The organism is Mycolicibacterium sp. ND9-15 (assembly GCF_035918395.1).
Lineage (GTDB): Bacteria > Actinomycetota > Actinomycetes > Mycobacteriales > Mycobacteriaceae > Mycobacterium.
Map to the genome: position 1 here is coordinate 4,027,436 of NZ_CP142362.1, position 19,432 is coordinate 4,046,867.

The 19,432-nt window shown below is 66.3% G+C and carries 21 protein-coding genes; 18 read left to right on the plus strand and 3 right to left on the minus strand.

Annotated features, from left to right (window positions below):
* Positions 1–5: 5 nt before the first annotated feature.
* Positions 6–893 carry an ArgK/MeaB family GTPase gene (locus QGN32_RS19270; RefSeq protein WP_326545879.1) on the plus strand — a complete coding sequence of 296 codons (888 nt, stop codon included), beginning with the start codon at positions 6–8 and terminating at the stop codon, positions 891–893.
* On the opposite strand, the gene QGN32_RS19275 is transcribed toward QGN32_RS19270, so the two are convergent.
* Positions 848–1,468, minus strand: a complete 621-nt coding sequence (locus tag QGN32_RS19275) for a TetR/AcrR family transcriptional regulator (protein WP_326549158.1) — start codon at positions 1,466–1,468, stop codon at positions 848–850. The two genes, QGN32_RS19270 and QGN32_RS19275, sit on opposite strands and share 46 nt — an antisense overlap.
* Before the next feature lie 106 nt (positions 1,469–1,574).
* Between QGN32_RS19275 and QGN32_RS19280 the strand changes: the two genes are divergently transcribed.
* From QGN32_RS19280 to QGN32_RS19295, 4 genes are read left to right on the plus strand one after another with little or no spacing between them, the layout of a single operon-like run.
* Complete coding sequence (locus tag QGN32_RS19280; RefSeq protein ID WP_326545880.1) at positions 1,575–2,282, plus strand: hypothetical protein; 708 nt, start codon at positions 1,575–1,577, stop codon at positions 2,280–2,282.
* Entirely contained in the window at positions 2,279–3,118 is an 840-nt protein-coding gene (locus tag QGN32_RS19285; RefSeq protein WP_326545881.1) for a hypothetical protein, read from the plus strand. The genes QGN32_RS19280 and QGN32_RS19285 overlap by 4 nt, the downstream gene beginning before the upstream one ends.
* Positions 3,115–3,711, plus strand: a complete 597-nt coding sequence (locus QGN32_RS19290) for a cytochrome c oxidase subunit 3 (RefSeq protein WP_326545882.1) — start codon at positions 3,115–3,117, stop codon at positions 3,709–3,711. The genes QGN32_RS19285 and QGN32_RS19290 overlap by 4 nt, the downstream gene beginning before the upstream one ends.
* Positions 3,712–3,726: 15 nt before the next feature.
* The gene (locus QGN32_RS19295) at positions 3,727–4,023 is read left to right on the plus strand and encodes a cytochrome C oxidase subunit IV family protein (protein WP_326545883.1); all 297 of its coding nucleotides are present in this window, start codon (positions 3,727–3,729) and stop codon (positions 4,021–4,023) included.
* On the opposite strand, the gene QGN32_RS19300 is transcribed toward QGN32_RS19295, so the two are convergent.
* A complete protein-coding gene (locus tag QGN32_RS19300; RefSeq protein ID WP_326545884.1) occupies positions 4,020–5,624 on the minus strand; it encodes an FAD-dependent oxidoreductase in 1,605 nt (534 codons plus the stop codon). The genes QGN32_RS19295 and QGN32_RS19300 overlap by 4 nt on opposite strands.
* A 92-nt stretch (positions 5,625–5,716) precedes the next feature.
* Positions 5,717–6,439 (minus strand): IclR family transcriptional regulator, encoded by a 723-nt coding sequence (locus tag QGN32_RS19305; protein WP_326545885.1) that lies wholly within the window; start codon positions 6,437–6,439, stop codon positions 5,717–5,719.
* 141 nt (positions 6,440–6,580) lie between these two features.
* Here QGN32_RS19305 and QGN32_RS19310 point away from each other — a divergent pair, with 141 nt between their 5' ends.
* From QGN32_RS19310 to QGN32_RS19370, 13 genes are read left to right on the plus strand one after another with little or no spacing between them, the layout of a single operon-like run.
* Positions 6,581–7,489 (plus strand): alpha/beta fold hydrolase, encoded by a 909-nt coding sequence (locus tag QGN32_RS19310; RefSeq protein ID WP_326545886.1) that lies wholly within the window; start codon positions 6,581–6,583, stop codon positions 7,487–7,489.
* A 2-nt stretch (positions 7,490–7,491) separates the two neighbouring features.
* Positions 7,492–9,189 carry a bifunctional 3-(3-hydroxy-phenyl)propionate/3-hydroxycinnamic acid hydroxylase gene (locus QGN32_RS19315; RefSeq protein ID WP_326545887.1) on the plus strand — a complete coding sequence of 566 codons (1,698 nt, stop codon included), beginning with the start codon at positions 7,492–7,494 and terminating at the stop codon, positions 9,187–9,189.
* The gene (locus QGN32_RS19320) at positions 9,113–10,057 is read left to right on the plus strand and encodes a 3-carboxyethylcatechol 2,3-dioxygenase (RefSeq protein ID WP_326545888.1); all 945 of its coding nucleotides are present in this window, start codon (positions 9,113–9,115) and stop codon (positions 10,055–10,057) included. The genes QGN32_RS19315 and QGN32_RS19320 overlap by 77 nt, the downstream gene beginning before the upstream one ends.
* Entirely contained in the window at positions 10,050–11,819 is a 1,770-nt protein-coding gene (locus QGN32_RS19325; RefSeq protein WP_326545889.1) for an FAD-binding protein, read from the plus strand. The genes QGN32_RS19320 and QGN32_RS19325 overlap by 8 nt, the downstream gene beginning before the upstream one ends.
* Complete coding sequence (locus QGN32_RS19330) at positions 11,816–13,156, plus strand: LLM class flavin-dependent oxidoreductase (protein ID WP_326545890.1); 1,341 nt, start codon at positions 11,816–11,818, stop codon at positions 13,154–13,156. Before QGN32_RS19325 ends, QGN32_RS19330 begins: the two co-directional genes overlap by 4 nt.
* 23 nt (positions 13,157–13,179) lie before the next feature.
* Positions 13,180–13,998 (plus strand): coniferyl-alcohol dehydrogenase, encoded by an 819-nt coding sequence (locus QGN32_RS19335; protein ID WP_326545891.1) that lies wholly within the window; start codon positions 13,180–13,182, stop codon positions 13,996–13,998.
* A 10-nt stretch (positions 13,999–14,008) separates the two neighbouring features.
* Positions 14,009–15,004 (plus strand): cyclase family protein, encoded by a 996-nt coding sequence (locus QGN32_RS19340; RefSeq protein ID WP_326545892.1) that lies wholly within the window; start codon positions 14,009–14,011, stop codon positions 15,002–15,004.
* 12 nt (positions 15,005–15,016) lie between these two features.
* On the plus strand, positions 15,017–15,607 hold the full coding sequence (locus QGN32_RS19345; RefSeq protein WP_326545893.1) for an NADPH-dependent FMN reductase: 591 nt from the start codon (positions 15,017–15,019) through the stop codon (positions 15,605–15,607).
* A complete protein-coding gene (locus QGN32_RS19350; RefSeq protein ID WP_326545894.1) occupies positions 15,604–16,446 on the plus strand; it encodes an alpha/beta fold hydrolase in 843 nt (280 codons plus the stop codon). The genes QGN32_RS19345 and QGN32_RS19350 overlap by 4 nt, the downstream gene beginning before the upstream one ends.
* The gene (locus tag QGN32_RS19355; protein WP_326545895.1) at positions 16,443–17,252 is read left to right on the plus strand and encodes an SDR family NAD(P)-dependent oxidoreductase; all 810 of its coding nucleotides are present in this window, start codon (positions 16,443–16,445) and stop codon (positions 17,250–17,252) included. The genes QGN32_RS19350 and QGN32_RS19355 overlap by 4 nt, the downstream gene beginning before the upstream one ends.
* Before the next feature lie 29 nt (positions 17,253–17,281).
* Complete coding sequence (locus tag QGN32_RS19360) at positions 17,282–17,965, plus strand: TetR/AcrR family transcriptional regulator (protein WP_326545896.1); 684 nt, start codon at positions 17,282–17,284, stop codon at positions 17,963–17,965.
* Complete coding sequence (locus QGN32_RS19365) at positions 17,962–18,156, plus strand: ferredoxin (RefSeq protein ID WP_326545897.1); 195 nt, start codon at positions 17,962–17,964, stop codon at positions 18,154–18,156. Before QGN32_RS19360 ends, QGN32_RS19365 begins: the two co-directional genes overlap by 4 nt.
* A gap of 12 nt (positions 18,157–18,168) precedes the next feature.
* Positions 18,169–19,407, plus strand: coding sequence for a cytochrome P450 (locus QGN32_RS19370; RefSeq protein WP_326545898.1), 1,239 nt, complete (start codon positions 18,169–18,171; stop codon positions 19,405–19,407).
* Positions 19,408–19,432 lie beyond the last annotated feature (25 nt).

Consider the following 19,432-nt stretch of genomic DNA (forward strand, 5'->3'; position numbering starts at 1 on the left):
AAGCGATGACCAGCTCAAGCAGCGTTGCGGAGCTCATCGAGGCGGCACGCAACGGTTCGGCCCGGGCGGCCGGCCGGCTGCTCAGCATTGTCGAAAGCCCGCGGCGCAGTGAACTTCTCGATGCGCTCGGGCAGGTCGACGCGCCGCGCGTGGTGGGTGTGACCGGCCCGCCGGGCGCGGGGAAGTCGACGACGGTCGGCGCGCTCGTCGGCGCATACCGCGAGCGCGGCGAACGCGTCGCGGTCCTGGCGGTCGACCCCTCGTCGCCCTACAGCGGGGGAGCGCTGCTGGGTGATCGGATCAGGATGGCTGCCCACATCAACGATCCCGACGTGCTCATCCGGTCCGTTGCGGCGCGGGGACATCTCGGTGGGCTGGCCGCGGCGGTGCCCGCGGCGATCCGCGTGCTCGCGGCGCTGTCCTACGGACTGGTGGTGCTGGAGACCGTGGGCGTCGGGCAGTCCGAAATCGAGATCGCGGCCGTCGCCGATCCCACCGTCGTCATCCTCAATCCCGGCGCCGGCGATGCCGTGCAGGCCGCCAAGGCCGGACTGTTGGAGGTGGCCGACATCGTGGTGGTGAACAAGGCCGACCGCGAGGGCGCCGACCAAACGGTGCGTGACCTGCGCGCCGAGACCAAGGTGCCGGTCCTGAAACTCATTGCCGCGCAAGGCGAGGGCGTCGGCGAGCTGGTGGAGGCAATCGAGGTGCACCACCGCTCCGACAGCCCGGAACGACGCGCCGCGCGGGCCCGGGCGCAGATCTTGTCGCTGGCGCAGACGCTGCTGCGCACGCATCCGGAGCTGGATCGGCTGGCCGTGGCGGTCGCCGACGGCGGCGACGACCCCTACACCGCCGCCGAGCGTCTCTTCGCCGTCCGTGCGGAGCCCTGATCCCGCTCAGGCAGATCCAGCATCCGGCCTGACATCCGGATCAACTGTGCGCGAAGGGTTTCCGCGTCGAGATCGGCCACCAGGGGGTGCATGACGGCCACGCTGATCGCGCTCGACAGCATCGCGGCGTGCAGCCGAGCCTCCGGCCCGGCCTCGGTGCCCAGCAGCGTGGCGTAAAGGCGTTCGATGAACCGCTGGAACGGCTTGTGTTCGGCCTGCAGGCGAATGATCACCGGATCGAACTGCAGCACGCTGACGATCCCGCGCCGCTCGATGGCCTGGTCGATCATCCGGTCGAGCAGGATCTCGCGTGACCGCAGCCCGTTGCCGGCCGCCTCGGCCGCTTCCAGCGCGTCCTCCAGCCGGCTCATTTCCCGCTCGGTGATCGCGATGACGATTTCTTCCTTCGTCTTGAACTGCCGGTACACGGCCGCTTTGGTCACACCCATCGTGTCGGCGATCATCTGCAGCGACGTGCCGCTGACGCCGTGCTCGGCGATCAACTTCAGTGCCGCGTCCAGGACCCGGGTCTGGGCAGCGGTGCGGGTGATCGCGCTGAAACTCTGTTTAGCCATCTGTTTAGCCGTCGCCACAACGACGAGGGTAGCCGACTATTGACCATCAAGTTGCCGATCGGCTACCGTCCGAGTAGCCGATCGGCAACTAGCGTTGGAGCGGACGATGAGACGAACTGACGGCGAGTTGATCATGTTGTGGGCCTTGCCTGTCATCGGGATCATCTGGGTGTCCGCATTTTTCCTCTTTCCCGGCTTCGTTCATCCCATGTCGCCGACCATGTCCGCGGAGGAGGTCGCCGGCTTCTACCGCGACGAGACCGCGCGGATCCGCTACAGCATGATCTTGTTCAACTGGTTCGGCGTGGGCTTGATCCCCACCGTCATCCTGTTGGCGATGCAGGTACGCCGAATGGCGCACCGCACGCCGATCCTGTCCTACTGCCTGATCGCCTGCGCGGGCGGACCGCCGACGCTCTTCCTCATCGCCAACATGTTCTGGCTCCTCGGCGCCTTCCGCCCGGAGCGTGCCCCCGAACTCACTCTGTTGCTCAACGACCTCGCGTGGGTCACCTTCACGGTGCTGGTTCCCTACCTCATCGCCCAGTGCCTGGTGCTGGCGCTGGCGATCTACTGGGATCGCCAGGACCAGCCCGTGTTCCGGCCGTGGGTGGCGCACTTCAACCTGATCATCGCGGTCGCCCTGATGCCGGCAGCCTTCGGCGCGGTGACGTTGCGCGGACCGATCGCATGGGATGGCTTGCTGTCGTTCTGGGTCAAGAACATCGCGATCGCGGTGTGGATAGTGGTCATGGGAGTTGTTCTCGCCCGGACTATTCGGCGCCAACGGGCCGAAGCTGTGATCGCCGCATGAGTACGTCGACAGCGGCGTCGGTGGCCGTGCCGGAACCCCCCGCCGGTTCACGACTGGGCCGTTTCGCATGGAACTTTCGTCACCACCCCAAGCGCGAGTTGTGGTTCGCGTGGTGGGTCATGGTCGTGTTCTACCAGTTGTACGGGTTGCTGTTCTTTCTTGTCACCCGGGTACAACCACCCCCGAGCCCCGACTGGGATTCACCGCTGGTTGTGCAATGGTTCGACGGCCGCCACGTCGGTATCCTCACCGGATTCGGCGTCGTGTTCCTGATCTCGGGTATGTGTGCGCCGATGAATGCCCTTCTCGCATACTCGATGCGGCGGATGTCGGTGAGTCGCGTCTTCGCCTATTCGTACTTGATCATGTATTCGCTCGCTGCCCTCCCCGGCATGCTGGTGATGGCTATTGCGATGACCGTCGGAGCTCTTCGCACCGACCGCGACCCCGCACTGACCCAGTGGCTCTACGATTTCGCGTTCCTGTCGTTCAGCGGCACCATGGGTGTGTTCCTGGTCGGTTCGGTGGTCTGGTTGGTCGCCATCCTGCTCGACAAGAACAACGTCTTTCCGAAGTGGTTCGCATATCTCGGGTTGTGCAACGCGCTGACCGAGGTCGTCGTCGCGCCGGCGTGGATCTTCCAACGCGGTGCCTTCGCGTGGAACGGCGCGATCGCGTGGTGGATCAACATGGTCGTGTTCGTCACCTACACCGCCGCGTTCATCGTGTTGTTACGCAAGTTGATCGAACGGGAAGACTTCGGCGCCGGGCCGCTACCCGATCTCCCGCGCAAAGGTGAAGCCAAGCAGGCGGTTTCGGTGGAGGCGGTTCGATGACGGATCTCGCCGGTACCGAGCCGCAACAACTCGAGGACACGCCGAAACGATCAGTGCCGGGGCAGCCGGACATGTGGTTGTTCGTGTTGTTCGAGGCGCTCCTGTTCACCGGGTACTTCTCGGTCTATTTGGCCTTGCGCACTCAAAACGCGGACCTTTTCCTACAGTCGCAGGCCGATCTGGATCTGCGGATCGGGGTCTTCAATACCATTGTTCTGCTGTCGAGTTCATGGGCGATCGCCCGATGCGTCCGCGCGTCCCGGGAGGGCGCGTACCGGCCGGCGATGGCGTTTGCCTTCGTGACAGTCGGCTTCGGCGTGATGTTCCTGATCTCCAAGGTGCTGGAGTGGCTCCAGGAGATCCACATGGGGAACACCTTCACCAGCGACGAGTTCTTCCAGCACTACTTCTTCTTGACATCACTGCACTGCATCCACGTGCTGATCGGCTTCATCGTGTTGGGTGTGGTGATCTATCAGTTGCGAAGTCCGGCCCGGCGGTCCCAGAAGCTCGTGGAAACGGGCGCCACCTATTGGCACACAGTTGATTTCCTGTGGGTCTTGATCTTCGCCATGCTCTACGTCGTGAGGTGACCGGGTGAGCAACATATGAGCACGATATTGCACAAGAGACTGCTGATCGCCTGGACGATCCTCACGTTGCTGACCCTGGTCTACGTCTGGATGGACGAGTCGGTCGATCAGAACGGCACGCTGCGGGCCAGCACCGTGGTCACCGTGAGTGCGATCACGATCGCACTCATCAAGGTGCGCATCATCTTTCGTGAGTTCATGGAGGTACGCCACGCCCCGGTGTGGCTGTGCCGCCTCACCGATGGCTGGCTGGTACTCGTCGCAGCATGCCTGTTGGGCAGCTATCTCATCGGCGCGGCGGTATCCGGTTAGGGCCGAGCGGAGACGGCCAGCCCCGCGCGGTAGCCAAACACCAATGCGGGCCCGAGAGTTCCGCCTGCGCCACCATATGCCTTGCCGGTCGCACCTGCCATCGCGTTTCCTGCGGCGTACAGCCCCGGGATCGCTGCCCCGTTGACGTGCAGGACGCGACCGTCGCGGTCGGTGCGCGGGCCGCCTTTGGTGCCCATCGCCCCGATCGAAACCGGCACGGCGTAGTACGGCGGCGTGTCGATGGGCCCCAGGGTGCGACCGGCAGGGGTGGCGGCCTTGTCGTCGCCCCAGTAGCCGTCGTATGCGCTCGAGCCGCGGCCGAAGTCCGGGTCGTCGTCGCGGGAGACGTTGGCGTTCCACGCCTGCAGCGTGCGAGCCAGCCCGTCGGGGTCGATGCCCGTCTTCCTGCCGAGCTCGGTCAAGTCCTTCGACGGCGAGAACCAGTCCGGCGCAGGGCCGTCCGGCTCGATGCCGAGGAAGCCGTACTTCTTCAGGTGCAGCGAGTCGAACACGATCCACGCCGGATCGTTGGCATAGCCGCGCCGCGGGTCGAGGAAGTGGAACGGCCCCGCCATCGAGTTGTATTCGCCGGCCTCGTTGAGGAACCGCCTGCCAGCACGGTTGACGATGATGCTGCGCGGCCGTGTGCGTTCCAACCGCACACTGCGACTGCGCGGCTGACCCGCGAATGTGTCGCCGGGAAGTTGAACGATCGGCACCCACCAGGCTTCGCCCATGTTGGCCAGATCGGCGCCGAGTGCCATCGCCATCCGCAGTCCGTCGCCGGTGTTGTTGGGCGGTGAGACCGGGCCGCGCATCGGACCGCGCAGATAGGCTTCGACCAGCTTGCGGTCCCACTCGAACCCGCCGGTGGCCAACACCACGCCGCGGCCGGCGCGCACGGTGAAATCGTTGTCGTCCTGTGAGATTCGTACGCCCGTGATGCCGAGCGGATCGGTGAGCAGTTCGATGGCGCGGGTGTCGGTCCGCGGCACCACACCCAGGTCCAGCAGCCCCTTCAGCAATCCGGCGATCAGTGCGGTGCCCGCAACGCAGTAGTCGCCGGACTCGTCGTCGACCGACGCGTGGATGCGCGCGCGGGTCTCCGCGTCGATGCCGACATTGCTGAAGTCCGCCGGGAACGACGTGATGCGGTCGCGCCACTCGCCGAGCCTGCCCAGGTCGAACGGTTTGGCGTTGAGCGAGCGGCCGCCCGAGGGCCGCCCACCGGGAAGTTCGGGCTTGTAGTCGGGAAATCCCTCGGCGACCTCGAATCGAAGCTCACTATGCGCCTCTACGAAATCGAGCATCTCCGGACCGGTGCGCACGAAGGTCTCGACCAGGTCGTCGTCCATGAACCCCAGCGACTGAGCACGGAGATAGCTCATGGCATCCTCCACCGTCAGTTCGCCTTCGGACGATCGCTTATGTGCGGGGATCCAGATGATGCCGCCGGAAACCGCGGTGGTGCCGCCGACCGTCGCCGCCTTCTCATAGACCGCGACCGAGGCGCCGTTCACCGCAGCGGTCAACGCGGCAGTCAATCCGGCGCCGCCGCTGCCGAGTACGACGACGTCGACGTCACGATCCCAATCGCTCACCGTCTCATCCCTCTCTACGCGCCCCGAACGTGAGCTCGTGTTCGAAGAACCACGAATACTTCGCACACAAGCTCACGTTCGACACCAGACTCTCAGGACAGAATCTCGGATAACTCGTTGGCCGCCTTGATGACCGCGCCCCTGCCATCCATCAGGACATCCTCGCGATGCGAGATCAGGTTGATGCACGTCGGTGGCGCCGGTGGCCGCCGCCGCACGGGCACCGCGAGGCCGTAGGTGTGCGGTTCGACCTCCCCGTGGGTCATCACCCAGCCCCGCTCCCGGGTCAGCGGCACGAGGTCACGCTCCCCCGGACGCGGCGGCATGCTCGCCAGCAACGCGATCCCGGCCGCGCCGCGGTCCAGCGGATAGCGGCTGCCCTCATGAAAGGACAGTTGATAGAAGACGTTCGTCGGCACGATGACGGCGATCGCGACCTGCTGATCGCCTTCGGCGACGAGAAGTGAAACTGTGCTTGCGAGTTCGTCGGCGAGGCCCCGCAGGGTGGGCAGGCTGAGCTGGCGCACGTTGTTGTCAAACGACGCCCCAAGCACCGCCAGGGCCGCCGCGGAGCGATAGCGACCGTCCTCACCCTTGGCCACCAACCGGAACTGCGACAGCGTGGACAACAGCCGGTAGGCGATGGTCCGGTGTACGCCGATGTCGTCGGCTACCTGCTGGGCGGTGAGACCGGTGCGCGAACTGGCGACCAGCTGCAGCGCGGCCAGCCCCCGGGCCAAGGTCTGGGAGCCGGGCGCACCGTTGGGCACGGCGCCGACCGGCTCCGTCCCTTGTCGGGCCCGACTAGACGGCATGGCGACCCTTCCTGGACTTCCCTTGACATTGACCAGCCACGAGAGTGATGCTCTGACTATAGTGCACATGGGTGTGCGATAAATGAGCAGAGTGCTTACAAATCGCGAGAATTCGGTTCTCGCACTCAAGAGAGGGTGAGGGTGTCGGAGCCTCGTGCGTCGGCCGCGGCCGACGGTCGTTCCGCGGCAACGGAGTTCGAGAGCGTCTGGAGCGATCTCCAAGGCGTCGCATTCTCGCAGGGCTACCTCGACGCCGGCGGCGTTCGGACCCGGTATCTGCACGCCGGGGACGCCGACAAGCCGGTGCTCGTCTTCCTGCACGGCTCCGGCGGGCATGCGGAGGCATACGTGCGCAACCTCGAAGCGCACGCTGAGGACTTCTCGGTCTGGTCGATCGACATGCTCGGCCACGGCTACACCGACAAACCCGGCCACCCGCTGGAAGTGCGCCACTACGTCGACCACCTGATGGCGTTTCTCGACGCGGTCGGCGCAGATCGCGCGCACATCAGCGGGGAGTCGCTCGGCGGCTGGGTCGCCGCCCGAGCGGCGGTCGACCACCCCGGGCGCGTGGACCGATTGGTCCTCAACACAGCGGGCGGTTCACAGGCCGATCCCGAGGTGATGAAGCGGATCATCACCTTGTCCATGGCCGCTGCCGAAGACCCGACCTGGGAGACGGTCCAGGCCCGCATCAAGTGGTTGATGGCCGACAAGTCAAAGGATTACGACGACATCGTCGCGAGCAGGCAGCGGGTATACCGGCAACCCGGCTTCGTGTCGGCGATGCGCGACATCATGGCGCTGCAGGATCCGGACATCCGGGCACGCAATCTGCTCGGGCCGGCGGAGTACGGGGCGATCACCGCGCCGACGTTGGTGGTGTGGACCAGTGACGATCCCACGGCGGACGTCACCGAGGGGCGGCGCATCGCCTCGATGATTCCCGGTGCACGCTTCGAGGTGATGCCCCGCTGCGGTCACTGGCCGCAGTACGAGGACCCCAAGACGTTCAATCGCCTGCACCTCGATTTCCTGCTGGGGCGGTAACCATGACCGAGCAGGTCGACGTCGTCATCGTCGGTGCGGGCCCGTCAGGCCTGACGCTGGCCAACATCCTTGGCCTGCATGGGGTTCGGACCCTTGTCGTCGAGGAGCGCGACACGCTCATCGACTATCCCCGCGGGGTCGGCCTCGACGACGAGGCGCTGCGGACATTCCAGTCCATCGGCCTAATCGACCGGGTGCTGCCGCACACCGTGCCCAACCAGATCCTTCGGTTCTTCGACGCCAAGCAACGACTGCTCGCCGAGATGGCGCCGCCGGACGCCCGATTCGGCTGGCCCAAACGCAACGGCTTCGTGCAGCCGATGGTCGACGGCGAATTGTTCGGCGGCCTGGACCGATTCGACCACGTAGAGGTGCGGTTCGGATGCCGCATGGAATCCTGTGCCGAGACCGACGACGCGGTGACGGTCCAGTTCGGCGACGGCAAATGCTCCGTCACGGCCAGCTACGTCGTTGGCTGCGACGGCGGCAGGAGCGCCACCCGGCGGCTGATGGGTGTGTCGTTCGACGGCACGACGTCCTCCACCCGCTGGCTGGTGGTCGACGTCGCCAACGACCCGCTCGGCCACCCGAACAGCGAGGTCGGCGCGGACCCGGTGCGACCCTACGTGTCGATATCGATCGCCCACGGCATCCGCCGCTTCGAGTTCCTGATCCACCCGGACGAGACCGACGAACAGGCCGACGATCCGGCGTTCGTCAGGAAGATGCTCGCGCAACGGGTTCCGCATCCCGAGCAGGTCGACATGATCCGCCACCGGGTGTACACGCATCATTCGCGCATCGCCGGCTCGTTTCGCAAGGGCCGACTGCTGTTGGCCGGCGACGCCGCCCATCTGATGCCGGTGTGGCAGGGGCAGGGATACAACAGCGGTATTCGTGACGCGGCCAACCTCGGCTGGAAACTCGCCGCCGTGGTGACCGGACAGGCCGAGGACGCGCTGCTGGACACCTACGACGTCGAGCGCCGCAAGCACGCCCGCGCGATGATCGACCTGTCCACAATGGTTGGCCGCGTGATCTCGCCGACGAACCGGCGGGTGGCCGCCTTGCGCGACCGGGTCATCCACGCCGCGTCGGTGGTGCCCTCGCTGAAGCGTTATGTGCTCGAGATGCGGTTCAAGCCCATGCCACGCTATCAGCAGGGCGCGGTGTTCCATTCCGCACCGGAAGCCGGTGCCGCAGACTCGATCTCACCCACCGGCACGCTGTTCATCCAACCCCGGGTCGACACGCGGGTCGAGCAGAACGTGTTGCTCGACGAGGTGCTGGGGCCGGGCTTCGCGGTGCTGTGCTGGAGCAACAACCTGCGGGCGATCCTCGGCGACAAGGCATTCAGCCGGTGGAAGGCGTTGGGCGCGGAGTTCATCGAGGCGCGCCCGATGACACAGTTGCACTGGCCGGGCCACGACGACGCCGATGTGGTGGTCGTCGGCGACAAGACCGGCGCTTTGAAATCCTGGTTCGACACCTACACCGACTCGGTGCTGTTCTTGCGTCCCGACCGCTGCATCGCCGGCGCCTGCATCGCCCAGCGCGCCGCCGAACTGAGCGAGTCGCTCTTCGACGTCCTTTGTCTCACGCAGGGAGGAGGCTCCGGTTCTCATGGGCACACTGGCCCTGTGCTGCACGTCGCACAGCCCGCTACTGAACCTTCCGGGACCGTCACGGGAACTCCTTGACGACATCGAGGCCGCACTGGCCGAGGCACGCCGGTTCGTCTCCGACTACGACCCGGAACTCGTCGTCATCTTCTCCCCGGACCACTACAACGGGTTCTTCTACCGCACGATGCCGCCGTTCTGCATCGGTACGGCCGCTCAGGGCGTCGGGGACTACGGCAGCCACGCAGGACCGCTGAATGTGCCCGAAGCCATCGCGACCGACTGCGCCCGAGCGGTTCTCGAGTCGGGCATCGACGTCGCGGTCTCGGCGAGCATGGACGTCGACCACGGTACGGTGCAGCCGCTGCAGAGCCTGTTCGGCGATGCGACGGCGCGACCGGTGATACCCGTCTTCGTCAACTCGGTGGCCACCCCGCTCGGACCGGTACGCCGCGTGCGCGCGCTCGGCGCCGCGGTCGGCACTTTCCTTGCGACGCTCGGCAAGCGGGTGCTCGTCGTCGGATCCGGTGGTCTGTCGCATGATCCACCGGTGCCGACGCTGGCCACCGCCCCGCCCGCGGCACTCGAACGAATCGTGCACGGCGTGCCGATGACACCGGAGCAGCGGCAGGCCCGTCAGCTTGCGGTGATGGACGCTGCGCAGGCGTTCGCGCACGGCGAGAGCCCGTTGCAGCCGCTGAACCCGGATTGGGACGCGGCGTTCCTCGAGCTGATCGACGGCAACCGGCTTGCCGAGGTGGATGGCTGGTCGAACGAATGGATCGAGCGGGAGGCCGGCCACTCCGCACACGAAGTGCGCACGTGGATAGCGGCTTTCGGCGCGCTTGCGGCACACGGCCGGTATCGGACCGAGCAGCGGTTCTATCGGGCGGCGCCCGAGTTGATCGCAGGCTTCGCGATCAGGACGGCGGTACTGGATGTTTGACAAGTTCGACCACACCGTCGACGTGCTCGTCGTCGGCTCCGGTGGCGGCGGGATGACCGCGGCGCTGGCCGCCGACGCGTTCGGTTTCGACACGCTCATCGTGGAGAAGTCGCCGTGCTTTGGCGGCTCCACGGCGTTGTCCGGTGGCGGTATCTGGGTGCCGGGCGCGCCGGCGCAGCGCAAGGCCGGTTACGTCCCAGACCCCGACGGCGTCGTGCAGTACTTGCGCCGCATCACCGGCGGCCTCGTGAGCGACGCCCGGTTGCGGCAGTACGTCGAGACCGCGCCGCAGATGATGGAGTTCCTCGAAAAGCTCAGCCCGTGGTTCGAATTCGTCTGGAAGCCCGGCTACGCCGACTACTACCCCGAGTTGCCCGGCGGATCCGAGCAGGGCTCCACGATCAACGTGCCCGCCATCGACCTGCGCAAGCTGGGCGACGATGAGCAGCACCTGCTGCAGCCGCTCGCCCTAGCGCCGAAGGGAATCTGGTTCGCGCCGAAGGATCTTCGACTGTTCTACCAAGTCCGCCAGAACTGGCGCGGTAAAGCCGTGCTGGTCAAGTTGATCTGGCGGATGTTCCGGGCGCGGGTGTTCGGCGATCGGATGGCCGCCATCGGGCAGTCGCTCGCAGCGCGGATGAGGTTGGCGCTCAAACAGCAAGACATCCCGCTGTGGCTCAGCTCGCCGATGACCGAGCTGATCACCGACGCTGACGGAGCTGTGACCGGCGCGGTGGTGGAGCGCGACGGCGACCAGCAGCGGATTGGGGCCCGGCACGGAGTGATTCTGGCCGCGGGCGGTTTCGACCATGACATGGAGTGGCGCCGACAGCATCTGCCGGTGCTCGAAAAAGATTGGAGCTTCGGCAACCCTGCAGCCATGGGCGACGCGATCCGCGCCGGGCAGAAGGTGGGCGGATCCACCGATCTGCTGGACGAGGCGTGGTGGTTCCCCGCGATCTGCTGGCCCGACGGCCGGCTGCAGTTCATGCTCAACGAACGCATGATGCCGTCGCAGTTCGTCGTCAACGGTGACGGCAAGCGGTTCATCAACGAGGCTGCTCCCTACATGGATTTCGCGCACGCGATGATCGACGGCCAGAACGCCGGCGTCACGCATATTCCATGTTGGTTGATCACCGACATCCGGTCCTTTCACCGGTATGTGGTTGCCGGGCACCTGCCAATCCCGAAGATTCCGTTCGCGCCCGTGCCGACCGGTCAGAAGGTGCCCAGAGCGTGGCTGGAATCCGGTGTCGTGCACGAAGGGAGCAGCTTCGAGGAACTCGCGACCAAGATCGGAGTCCCGCCGGCGCAACTGCGCCAGACCGCCGAGCGCTTCAACGAGCTGGCACGCAGCGGTCACGACGACGACTTCAACCGCGGTGAGTCCGCCTACGACAACTACTACGGCGACCCGACGCTGCCGAACCCGAACCTGCATCCGCTGGGCAACCCGCCGTACTACGCGTTCCAGATCATCCTCGGCGACCTCGGCACCTCCGGGGGCTTGCGCACCGACGAACACGCCCGGGTGCTGCGCGCCGGGGACGGCGTCATCGAAGGCCTGTACGCAGTGGGCAACACGTCGGCGGCGGTGATGGGCCGCAGCTACGCGGGCGCGGGTGCCACCATCGGCCCAGCAATGACTTTCGGCTATGTCGCGGCCAAGCACATCGCCGAGAAGCTGTCCGGTTCTGGTGTTCAGGCCGGCGCTAATACCGATTCGACCGTCGATAAACACCGAAAGGTAACGAAATGAAAATCTCGCTGTTCTACGAGTTCCCGCTGCCGAGGCCGTGGAGCGAAGACGACGAGCACAAGCTTTTCCAGGACGGCCTCGACGAGGTGGAGCTTGCCGACAAGGCCGGCTTCTCGACCGTATGGCTGACCGAACACCACTTCCTCGAGGAGTATTGTCACTCGACCGCGCCCGAGATTTTCCTGTCCGCGGCCAGCCAGCGCACCGAGAACATCCGCCTCGGCTTCGGCATCATGCATCTTCCACCGGTCGTCAACCACCCCGCCCGCGTCGCCGAGCGGGTCGCGACCCTCGACCTGGTCTCCAACGGCCGGGTGGAGTTCGGCACCGGTGAGTCGTCGTCGGTCGGCGAACTGGGCGGCTTCGGCGTCGATCCGGCCGACAAGCGGGCGATGTGGGAAGAGGCGCTGGAGGTTTCGATCCGCTGTATGACCGAGGAGCCGTTCAGCGGTTTCAAGGGCCAGCACATCGAGATGCCGCCGCGCAACGTCGTGCCCAAGCCGCTGCAGAAGCCGCACCCGCCCGTGTGGGTAGCCTGCACCCGACCCGCATCGGTCGCCATGGCGGCTCAAAAGGGTCTCGGCGCATTGAGTTTCGCCTACACCGGCCCGGGTCCTCTGACCGAGCGGGTGAACGGCTATTACAAGGAGTTCGAGGAGAACGGTGCTCCGGTGACGCCGCAGATGAACCCGAACATCCTCGCCATCGGCGGTGACCTGTCGATGATGGTGGCTCCCACCGACGAACAGGCCGTCGAACGTCTCGGCATGGGCGGCGGTTTCTTCGCGTTCGGCATCATGCACTACTACATGACCGGTATGCACACACCGGGCCGGACCGGAGTGTGGAAGCGCCACCTCGAGGAGATCGAGAAGGATCCCAGCGTCGTGTACGGACCGGGCCGCGGCCCGATTGGAAGCCCGGCCACGGTGCGCGAGTTCTTGCGCGGCTACGAGGAAAGCGGTATCGACGAACTGATCCTGCTGCTGACACCCCGTCGTCACGAAGAGACGATGGAGTCCATCGAGCTGATGGGCAAGGAGGTGCTGCCGGAGTTCATCGAGCGCGACGAGAAGGCGCGAGCGGAGAAGGCCAAGCGCCTCGAGCCGATCATCGAGAAGGTGGAAGCGCGCCGACCGGCGTCGCAGGCCCCCGTCTTCGACGAGAGCTACGCGTTCGGCGGTCTGCCGACGGGCCGCCAGAACTACACCGCCAACGAGGTGTCGCTGGCGATGGATGAGATGAACGCGGGCATCGAGGCGGCGGCGGCGAAGCTGAAGTCAGGAGAGGGGTGGACGAGCCGCAACCCGGAGGCGGACGCGAGGAGCCCCAAATGACCGGTGCCGACACGATATGAGCCATGGGCGTAACTGACGAACTGTGGCGCTATGACGGGCGCCGCGTGGTCGTCACCGGATGCGCTTCGGGCATCGGTGCGCACGTCGCCCGGCAGGTCGCCGACTTCGGCGCCGAGGTGATCGGGCTCGACGTCAAGCCGCCCAGCGCTGAATTGGGGCAGTTCATCTCGCTCGATCTCTCGGATCCGGAGTCGGTCGAGCGGGCGGCCGACGCCGTCGGCGACCGGGTCGACGCGCTGTTCAACGTCGCCGGTGTGTCATCGGGGATCAAGGATCCGCTGCGCGTGGTGACGATCAACTTTCTCGGCACCCGGCTGTTCACCGAGGCACTGGTGCCCAGAATGCCGGCCGGGTCGGCGATCGCGAACGTATCATCGCTGGCGGCGTCGGCCTACCGGGAGAACGCGCCCGTGACCATGGGTCTCGTCGACACGGACTCGGTCGCCGCCGGAATCGATTGGTGCAAGCGCAATCCCGAAGCCCTCGCCGACGGCGGCGGCTACCGACTGTCCAAGGAGGCGGTCATCCTCTACGGCATGACTCATGTCGCGGCGCTGGGCGCCAAGGGGATTCGGATCAACTGCACCGCGCCCGGCGTGACCGATACGCCGATCCTCGATCAGTTGCGCAGCGCATACGGGCAGGGCTTCCTCGACTCCTTCCGCACGCCGCTGGGCCGGGCCGCCGGTCCCGAGGAGCAGGCCAGCGTGCTGACGTTCCTCAACAGCAGGGCGGCCAGTTACCTGACCGGCCAGGTGATCTGGGTCGACGGCGGCACGATGGGGGAGACGGAACTGTCGGGGACGGTGCAACGACGATGAGAGGCGAGAGATGGCCACTATGAAGGACTTTCGCCGTGTCGCTGACGATGTGCGCAACTGGGGCCGCTGGGGTGATGACGACGAACTCGGCACCCTGAACTTCATCACCCCCGAGAAGGTCGCCGAAGCGGCCTCACTCGTCAAGAAGGGATCGGTCATCCCGCTCGGCGGTGACTTCGGGTCGAACGGTCCACAGGGGGCGTTCCAGTTCCGGTCGAACCCCACCCACGTGATGACCGTCGACGGCGGAGACGCGAACACCCTGACGCAGTACGGTCCGCAGTGGCTGCGGAACTCGGTCGCCCACCAACTCAGTGAATTCTTCGCGGACAACCCCTTTCGCTTCAACGATGACATGATCGTGATGCCGCTGCAGGCGGCTACGCAGTGGGACGCGCTGTCGCATGTGTACTACGAGGACAAGCTCTACAACGGCTTCCCGGCGGACTCGGTGACCAGCTTCGGGGCGTTCCACTGTGGCATCGACAAGGTCGACGCCAAGGGCATCACCTCGCGCGGCGTGCTGCTCGACGTCGTACGCCACCGCGGCGCCGACGTCTTCTTAGAGCCCGGGAATCCGGTGACGCCGGCCGAACTCGACGACATCGCCAAGGCCCAGGGCGTCGCGATCACCGCCGGGGACATCGTCGTCGTGCACACCGGCTGGTGGACCAGGTTCCTGTCGACGGGCGACGGGGCCGAGCCGGGTTCCGGACTGGACTGGACCTGCGCGTCGTGGCTGCACGACCACGACGTCGCCGCCGTCGCCGCCGACAATCTCATGGTCGAGGACCCCGACCCGGCCAACGGAGTCGAGGGCACTTTCCTGCCGATGCATATGATCTGCCTGCGCGACATGGGCCTCATGTTCGGCGAGTACTGGGACCTCACCGGCCTCGCGGCCGACTGCGCCGCCGACGGCGTCTACGAGTTCCAGTTGATCGCACCGCCTTTGAAAGTCGTCGGTGCGGTGGGCGCACCGGTCAGTCCGATCGCGATCAAGTAGTAGGTGGAGAAAATGACCGCAAGCATCAGGACCGGCGGCGGGCCGTTCGTCGTCGGACTCGGCGGAACCCTGCGGGCCGACTCGTCGACCGAACGTGCGCTGCGCTACTGCCTGGGGGCCGTCGAGCGGCAGGGCGGACGAACCCGATTGTTCGCGGGGCCCGACCTCGACTTACCGATGTACGCTCCGCACTCACTGGAGCGCACGCCGCACGCGCTCGAACTGGTCAGCGCGTTGCGTGACGCCGACGCCGTGGTTGTGGGCTCGCCCGGGTACCACGGGGCGATCTCCGGGTTGGTCAAGAACGCGCTCGACTACATCGAGGATCTGCGTGAGGACCCCCGCGTCTACCTGGACAACACGCCGTGGGGATGCATCAGTTGCGCATACGGCTGGCAGGCCGCGGTCGGCACACTCACGCAGTTGCGGTCCATCGGGCACGCACTGCGCGCGTGGCCGACTCCGCTCGGAGTGGCGATCAACTCCGCCGACCAGATCTTCGACGCGGCAGGGGAGTTGGTGCACGACGCTACCCAGAACCAGCTGGACATGCTCGCCACCCAGGTACTTTTCTTCGCCAAGACCGCACGGGAGACCGCGTGACGCAGCCCGAGCGCAAATCCATCCTGGTCGACGGGCTCGCCACCGGCTATCTGGAAGCGGGACAGGGTGATCCGGTCATCCTGCTGCACGGCGGGGAGTTCGGCGCCGGTGCCGAGATCGGCTGGGAACACAACATTGCCCCGCTCGCCACCCGCTACCGCGTGCTCGCGCTCGACATGCTCGGCTTCGGCGAGTCGGCCAAGGTCGTCGACTTCAACGACGGCCGGGGCATGCGGATCCGGCACATCGCGCGGTTCTGCGAGGCCGTCGGTGTGAAGTCCGCTCATTTCGTGGGTAACTCGATGGGCGCGGTGAACCTGTTCGTCGACGCGACCTCGGAGTCGCCTGTGCTGCCGGCCCGCAGCCTGGTGGCCATCTGCGGAGGCGGCGAGATCCAGCGCAACGAGCACTCTGCGGCGCTCTACGACTACGACGCGACGCTCGCCGGGATGCGCCGGATCGTCACGGCTCTCTTCTACGACCCCTCCTACCCCGCCGAGGAGGCATACGTGCAGCGTCGCTACGAGGCGAGCATCGCGCCGGGAGCGTGGGAGGCATTGGCGGCGGCGCGGTTTCGACGCCCCGGCCTCGAGGCCCCGCCGCTGCCGTCCAGTGCGCGCGCGTACGAGCGGATCGGCGTGCCGACACTGGTCGTCGAGGGCGGCGGCGACAAACTGCTGCCCGCCGGATGGGCGGCCGAGATCGCCGCTCAGATCCGCGGTGGTCGTTCGGCGGTGATCGACGCGGCTGGGCACTGCCCGCAGATCGAGCAGCCTGACGCGGTCAACGAACTACTGCTCGGCTTCCTGGCCGACTTACACGAAGGGGCGGTTAGGTGACCGGCGAACTCGAAGGCAAGGTTGCGGTCGTCACCGGCGGCGCCTCCGGTTTGGGCGAAGGCTTGGTGCGGCGGTTCTGCGCCGAGGGCGCCAAGGTGGTCGTCGGCGACATCGATCGCGACGGCGGCGCCGCGCTGGCCGCCGACCTCGGGGATGCCGTCCGGTTCGTCCAGACCGATGTCGCCGATGTGGCTCAGGTGACAAGCTTGGTGACGACGGCGGTCGAGGAGTTCGGCGGCCTGCAGGTGATGGTCAACAACGCGGGCGTGTCGGGCAAGATGTTTCCCAGGTTCCTCGACGACGATCTGGCCGACTTCCATCAAGTGATGGCCGTCAACGTGCTGGCCGTCATGGCCGGTACCCGCGATGCGGCCCGGCACATGTCCCGACACGGTGGCGGGTCGATCATCAACCTGACCTCGATCGGCGGCATCCAGGCCGGCGGTGGCGTGATGACGTACCGAGCGTCGAAGGCAGCCGTCATCCAGTTCACCAAGTCGGCGGCGATCGAGCTCGCGCACTACGAGATCCGCGTCAACGCGCTCGCCCCCGGCAACATCCGGACCGCGATCGTGCGCAAGTCGGCGACAGGGGAGGACCTGCAGCGCCTCGAGGAGTTCGAGGCCAAGATCCGTGAGCAGATGCGCAACGACCGACCGCTGAAGCGCGAGGGGACCGTCGACGACGTCGCCGAGGCCGCGCTCTATCTCGCCGGAGACCGCTCCCGGTATGTCACCGGAACCGTGCTGCCCATCGATGGCGGCACGACTGCGGGCAAGGTCATGGCTCGCAAACCGAAACCGTGAGAGCTTTAAATCAGTCGCTTGACTTAAGCATGCTGCGGCGGTTGACTGTGACGGTGACCACCGCCAGGAGTGTGCGTACCGAACGCGCGAGCATCACGCGGGAAGCGATCTTGGCCGCCGCGGAGCGCCTGTTCGCCGAGCACGGTGTGTACGCGGTGTCGAACCGGCAGGTCAGCGAGGCCGCCGGCCAAGGAAACAACGCCGCGGTCGGCTACCACTTCGGCACCAAGGCCGATCTGGTGCGGGCGATCGAGCAGAAGCACCGCGTCTCCATCGAGCGGCTGCTCGCCCGCATGGTGGCCGCGATCGACGACTCGACCGAGTTACGAGACTGGATCGCGTGCATGGTGTGCTCGCTGACCGAGCATCTCGACCAGCTCGGGAACCCGACGTGGTACGCGCGGTTCGCCGCACAGGCGCTGGCCGATCCCGCATATCAGAAGATCGTCGTCAAGGACGCGTTGGCCTCACCCTCGCTGCTGCAGGTCGTCGACGGCATCACGCGTTGCCTGCCCGATCTGCCGATGGCGGTGGTCATCGAGCGAAACATCATGGTGCGCAACCTCATGATGCACACCTGCGCCGATTTCGAACGCGCCTTCGCCGAGGGCGCCGACATGCCCCGGACCACGTGGAGTTCGGTGGCTTCCGGTCTGATCGACGCGATCGTCGGACTGTGGCGGGCACCGATCACGGAGCGGCCCGCGCAATGAAAATCACCGTCGATCAAGACAAATGCGTGTCATCCGGCCAGTGCGTGCTCAACGCCGGTGACATCTTCGACCAACGCGACGACGACGGCGTCGTGGTCCTGCTCGACGACAGCCCGGCGGGAGACCAAGCCGAGAACGCCCGCAAGGCGGCCGCGGCCTGCCCTGCAATCGCCATCCACATCGAGGAATGAGAAAGACACCCAATGTCCGACACCCTGACCGGCGCCCCCGACGTGTCCGCGGATATCCCCGAGTACCCGATGGAGCGCGACGCCCGCTGCCCGTTCGCCCCGCCGCCGCAGATGCTGCGGATGGGCGAGGTCAAACCGCTGTCCCGCGTTCGGATCTGGGACGGCAGCACCCCTTGGCTGATCACCGGACATGCGGTGGCGCGCGAACTGTTCGCCGATGCGCGGGTCAGCGTCGACGATCGTCGTGACGGGTTCCCGCACTGGAACGAGCACATGCTGTCCACGGTGTACAAGCGGCCGCGCTCGGTGTTCACCTCCGATGCCGAGGAGCACACCCGGTTCCGCCGGATGTTGTCAAAACCGTTCACCTTCAAGCGGGTGGAGGGTCTGCGGCCGGCCATCCAGGAGGTGACCGACGAGTGCATCGACAACATCCTCGCCGGCCCGCAGCCCGCCGACATCGTCACTGGCCTGGCGCTGCCGGTGCCCACCCGGGTGATCAGCGAGATGCTCGGGGTGCCTTACGAAGACCATGAGTTCTTCCAGCACCACGCCAACGTCGGCCTGGCCCGTTACGCATCCGCCGAGGATGGCCAGAAGGGTGCGATGAGCCTGGCGAAGTACCTGAGCGACCTTGTCAAGGCCAAGATGGAGAACCCCTCCGAGGACGCGGTGTCCGACCTCGCCGAGCGCGTCAACGCCGGCGAGATCAGTGTCAAGGAGGCCGCGCAGTTGGGGACCGGCCTGCTCATCGCCGGTCACGAGACCACCGCCAATATGATCGGTATCGGAGTGCTGGCGCTGCTGGAGAGCCCCGAACAGGCGGCGCGGCTGCGGGATTCGGATGACCCAAAGTTCATCGCGAACGCCGTCGAGGAGTTGATGCGCTACCTGTCGATCATCCAGAACGGCCAGCGTCGGGTGGCCGTCGAGGACATCGAGATCGCCGGCGAAACCATCCGCGCGGGCGAGGGCATCATCCTCGACCTCGCACCGGCGAACTGGGACGCCACCGCCTACCCCGATCCCGACAAGCTCGATCTCAGCCGCGACGCCAGCCAGCAGTTGGGCTTCGGCTACGGCAGGCATCAGTGCGTCGGCCAACAACTCGCCCGCGCCGAACTGCAGATCGTGTTCCACACCCTGCTGCGGCGTATCCCGACGTTGCGACTGGCCGTGCCGATCGGCGAGGTGCCGTTCAAACACGACCGCCTCGCCTACGGCGTCTACGAACTTCCGGTGACCTGGTAGTCAGGTCCGTCACACAGCCCGATTG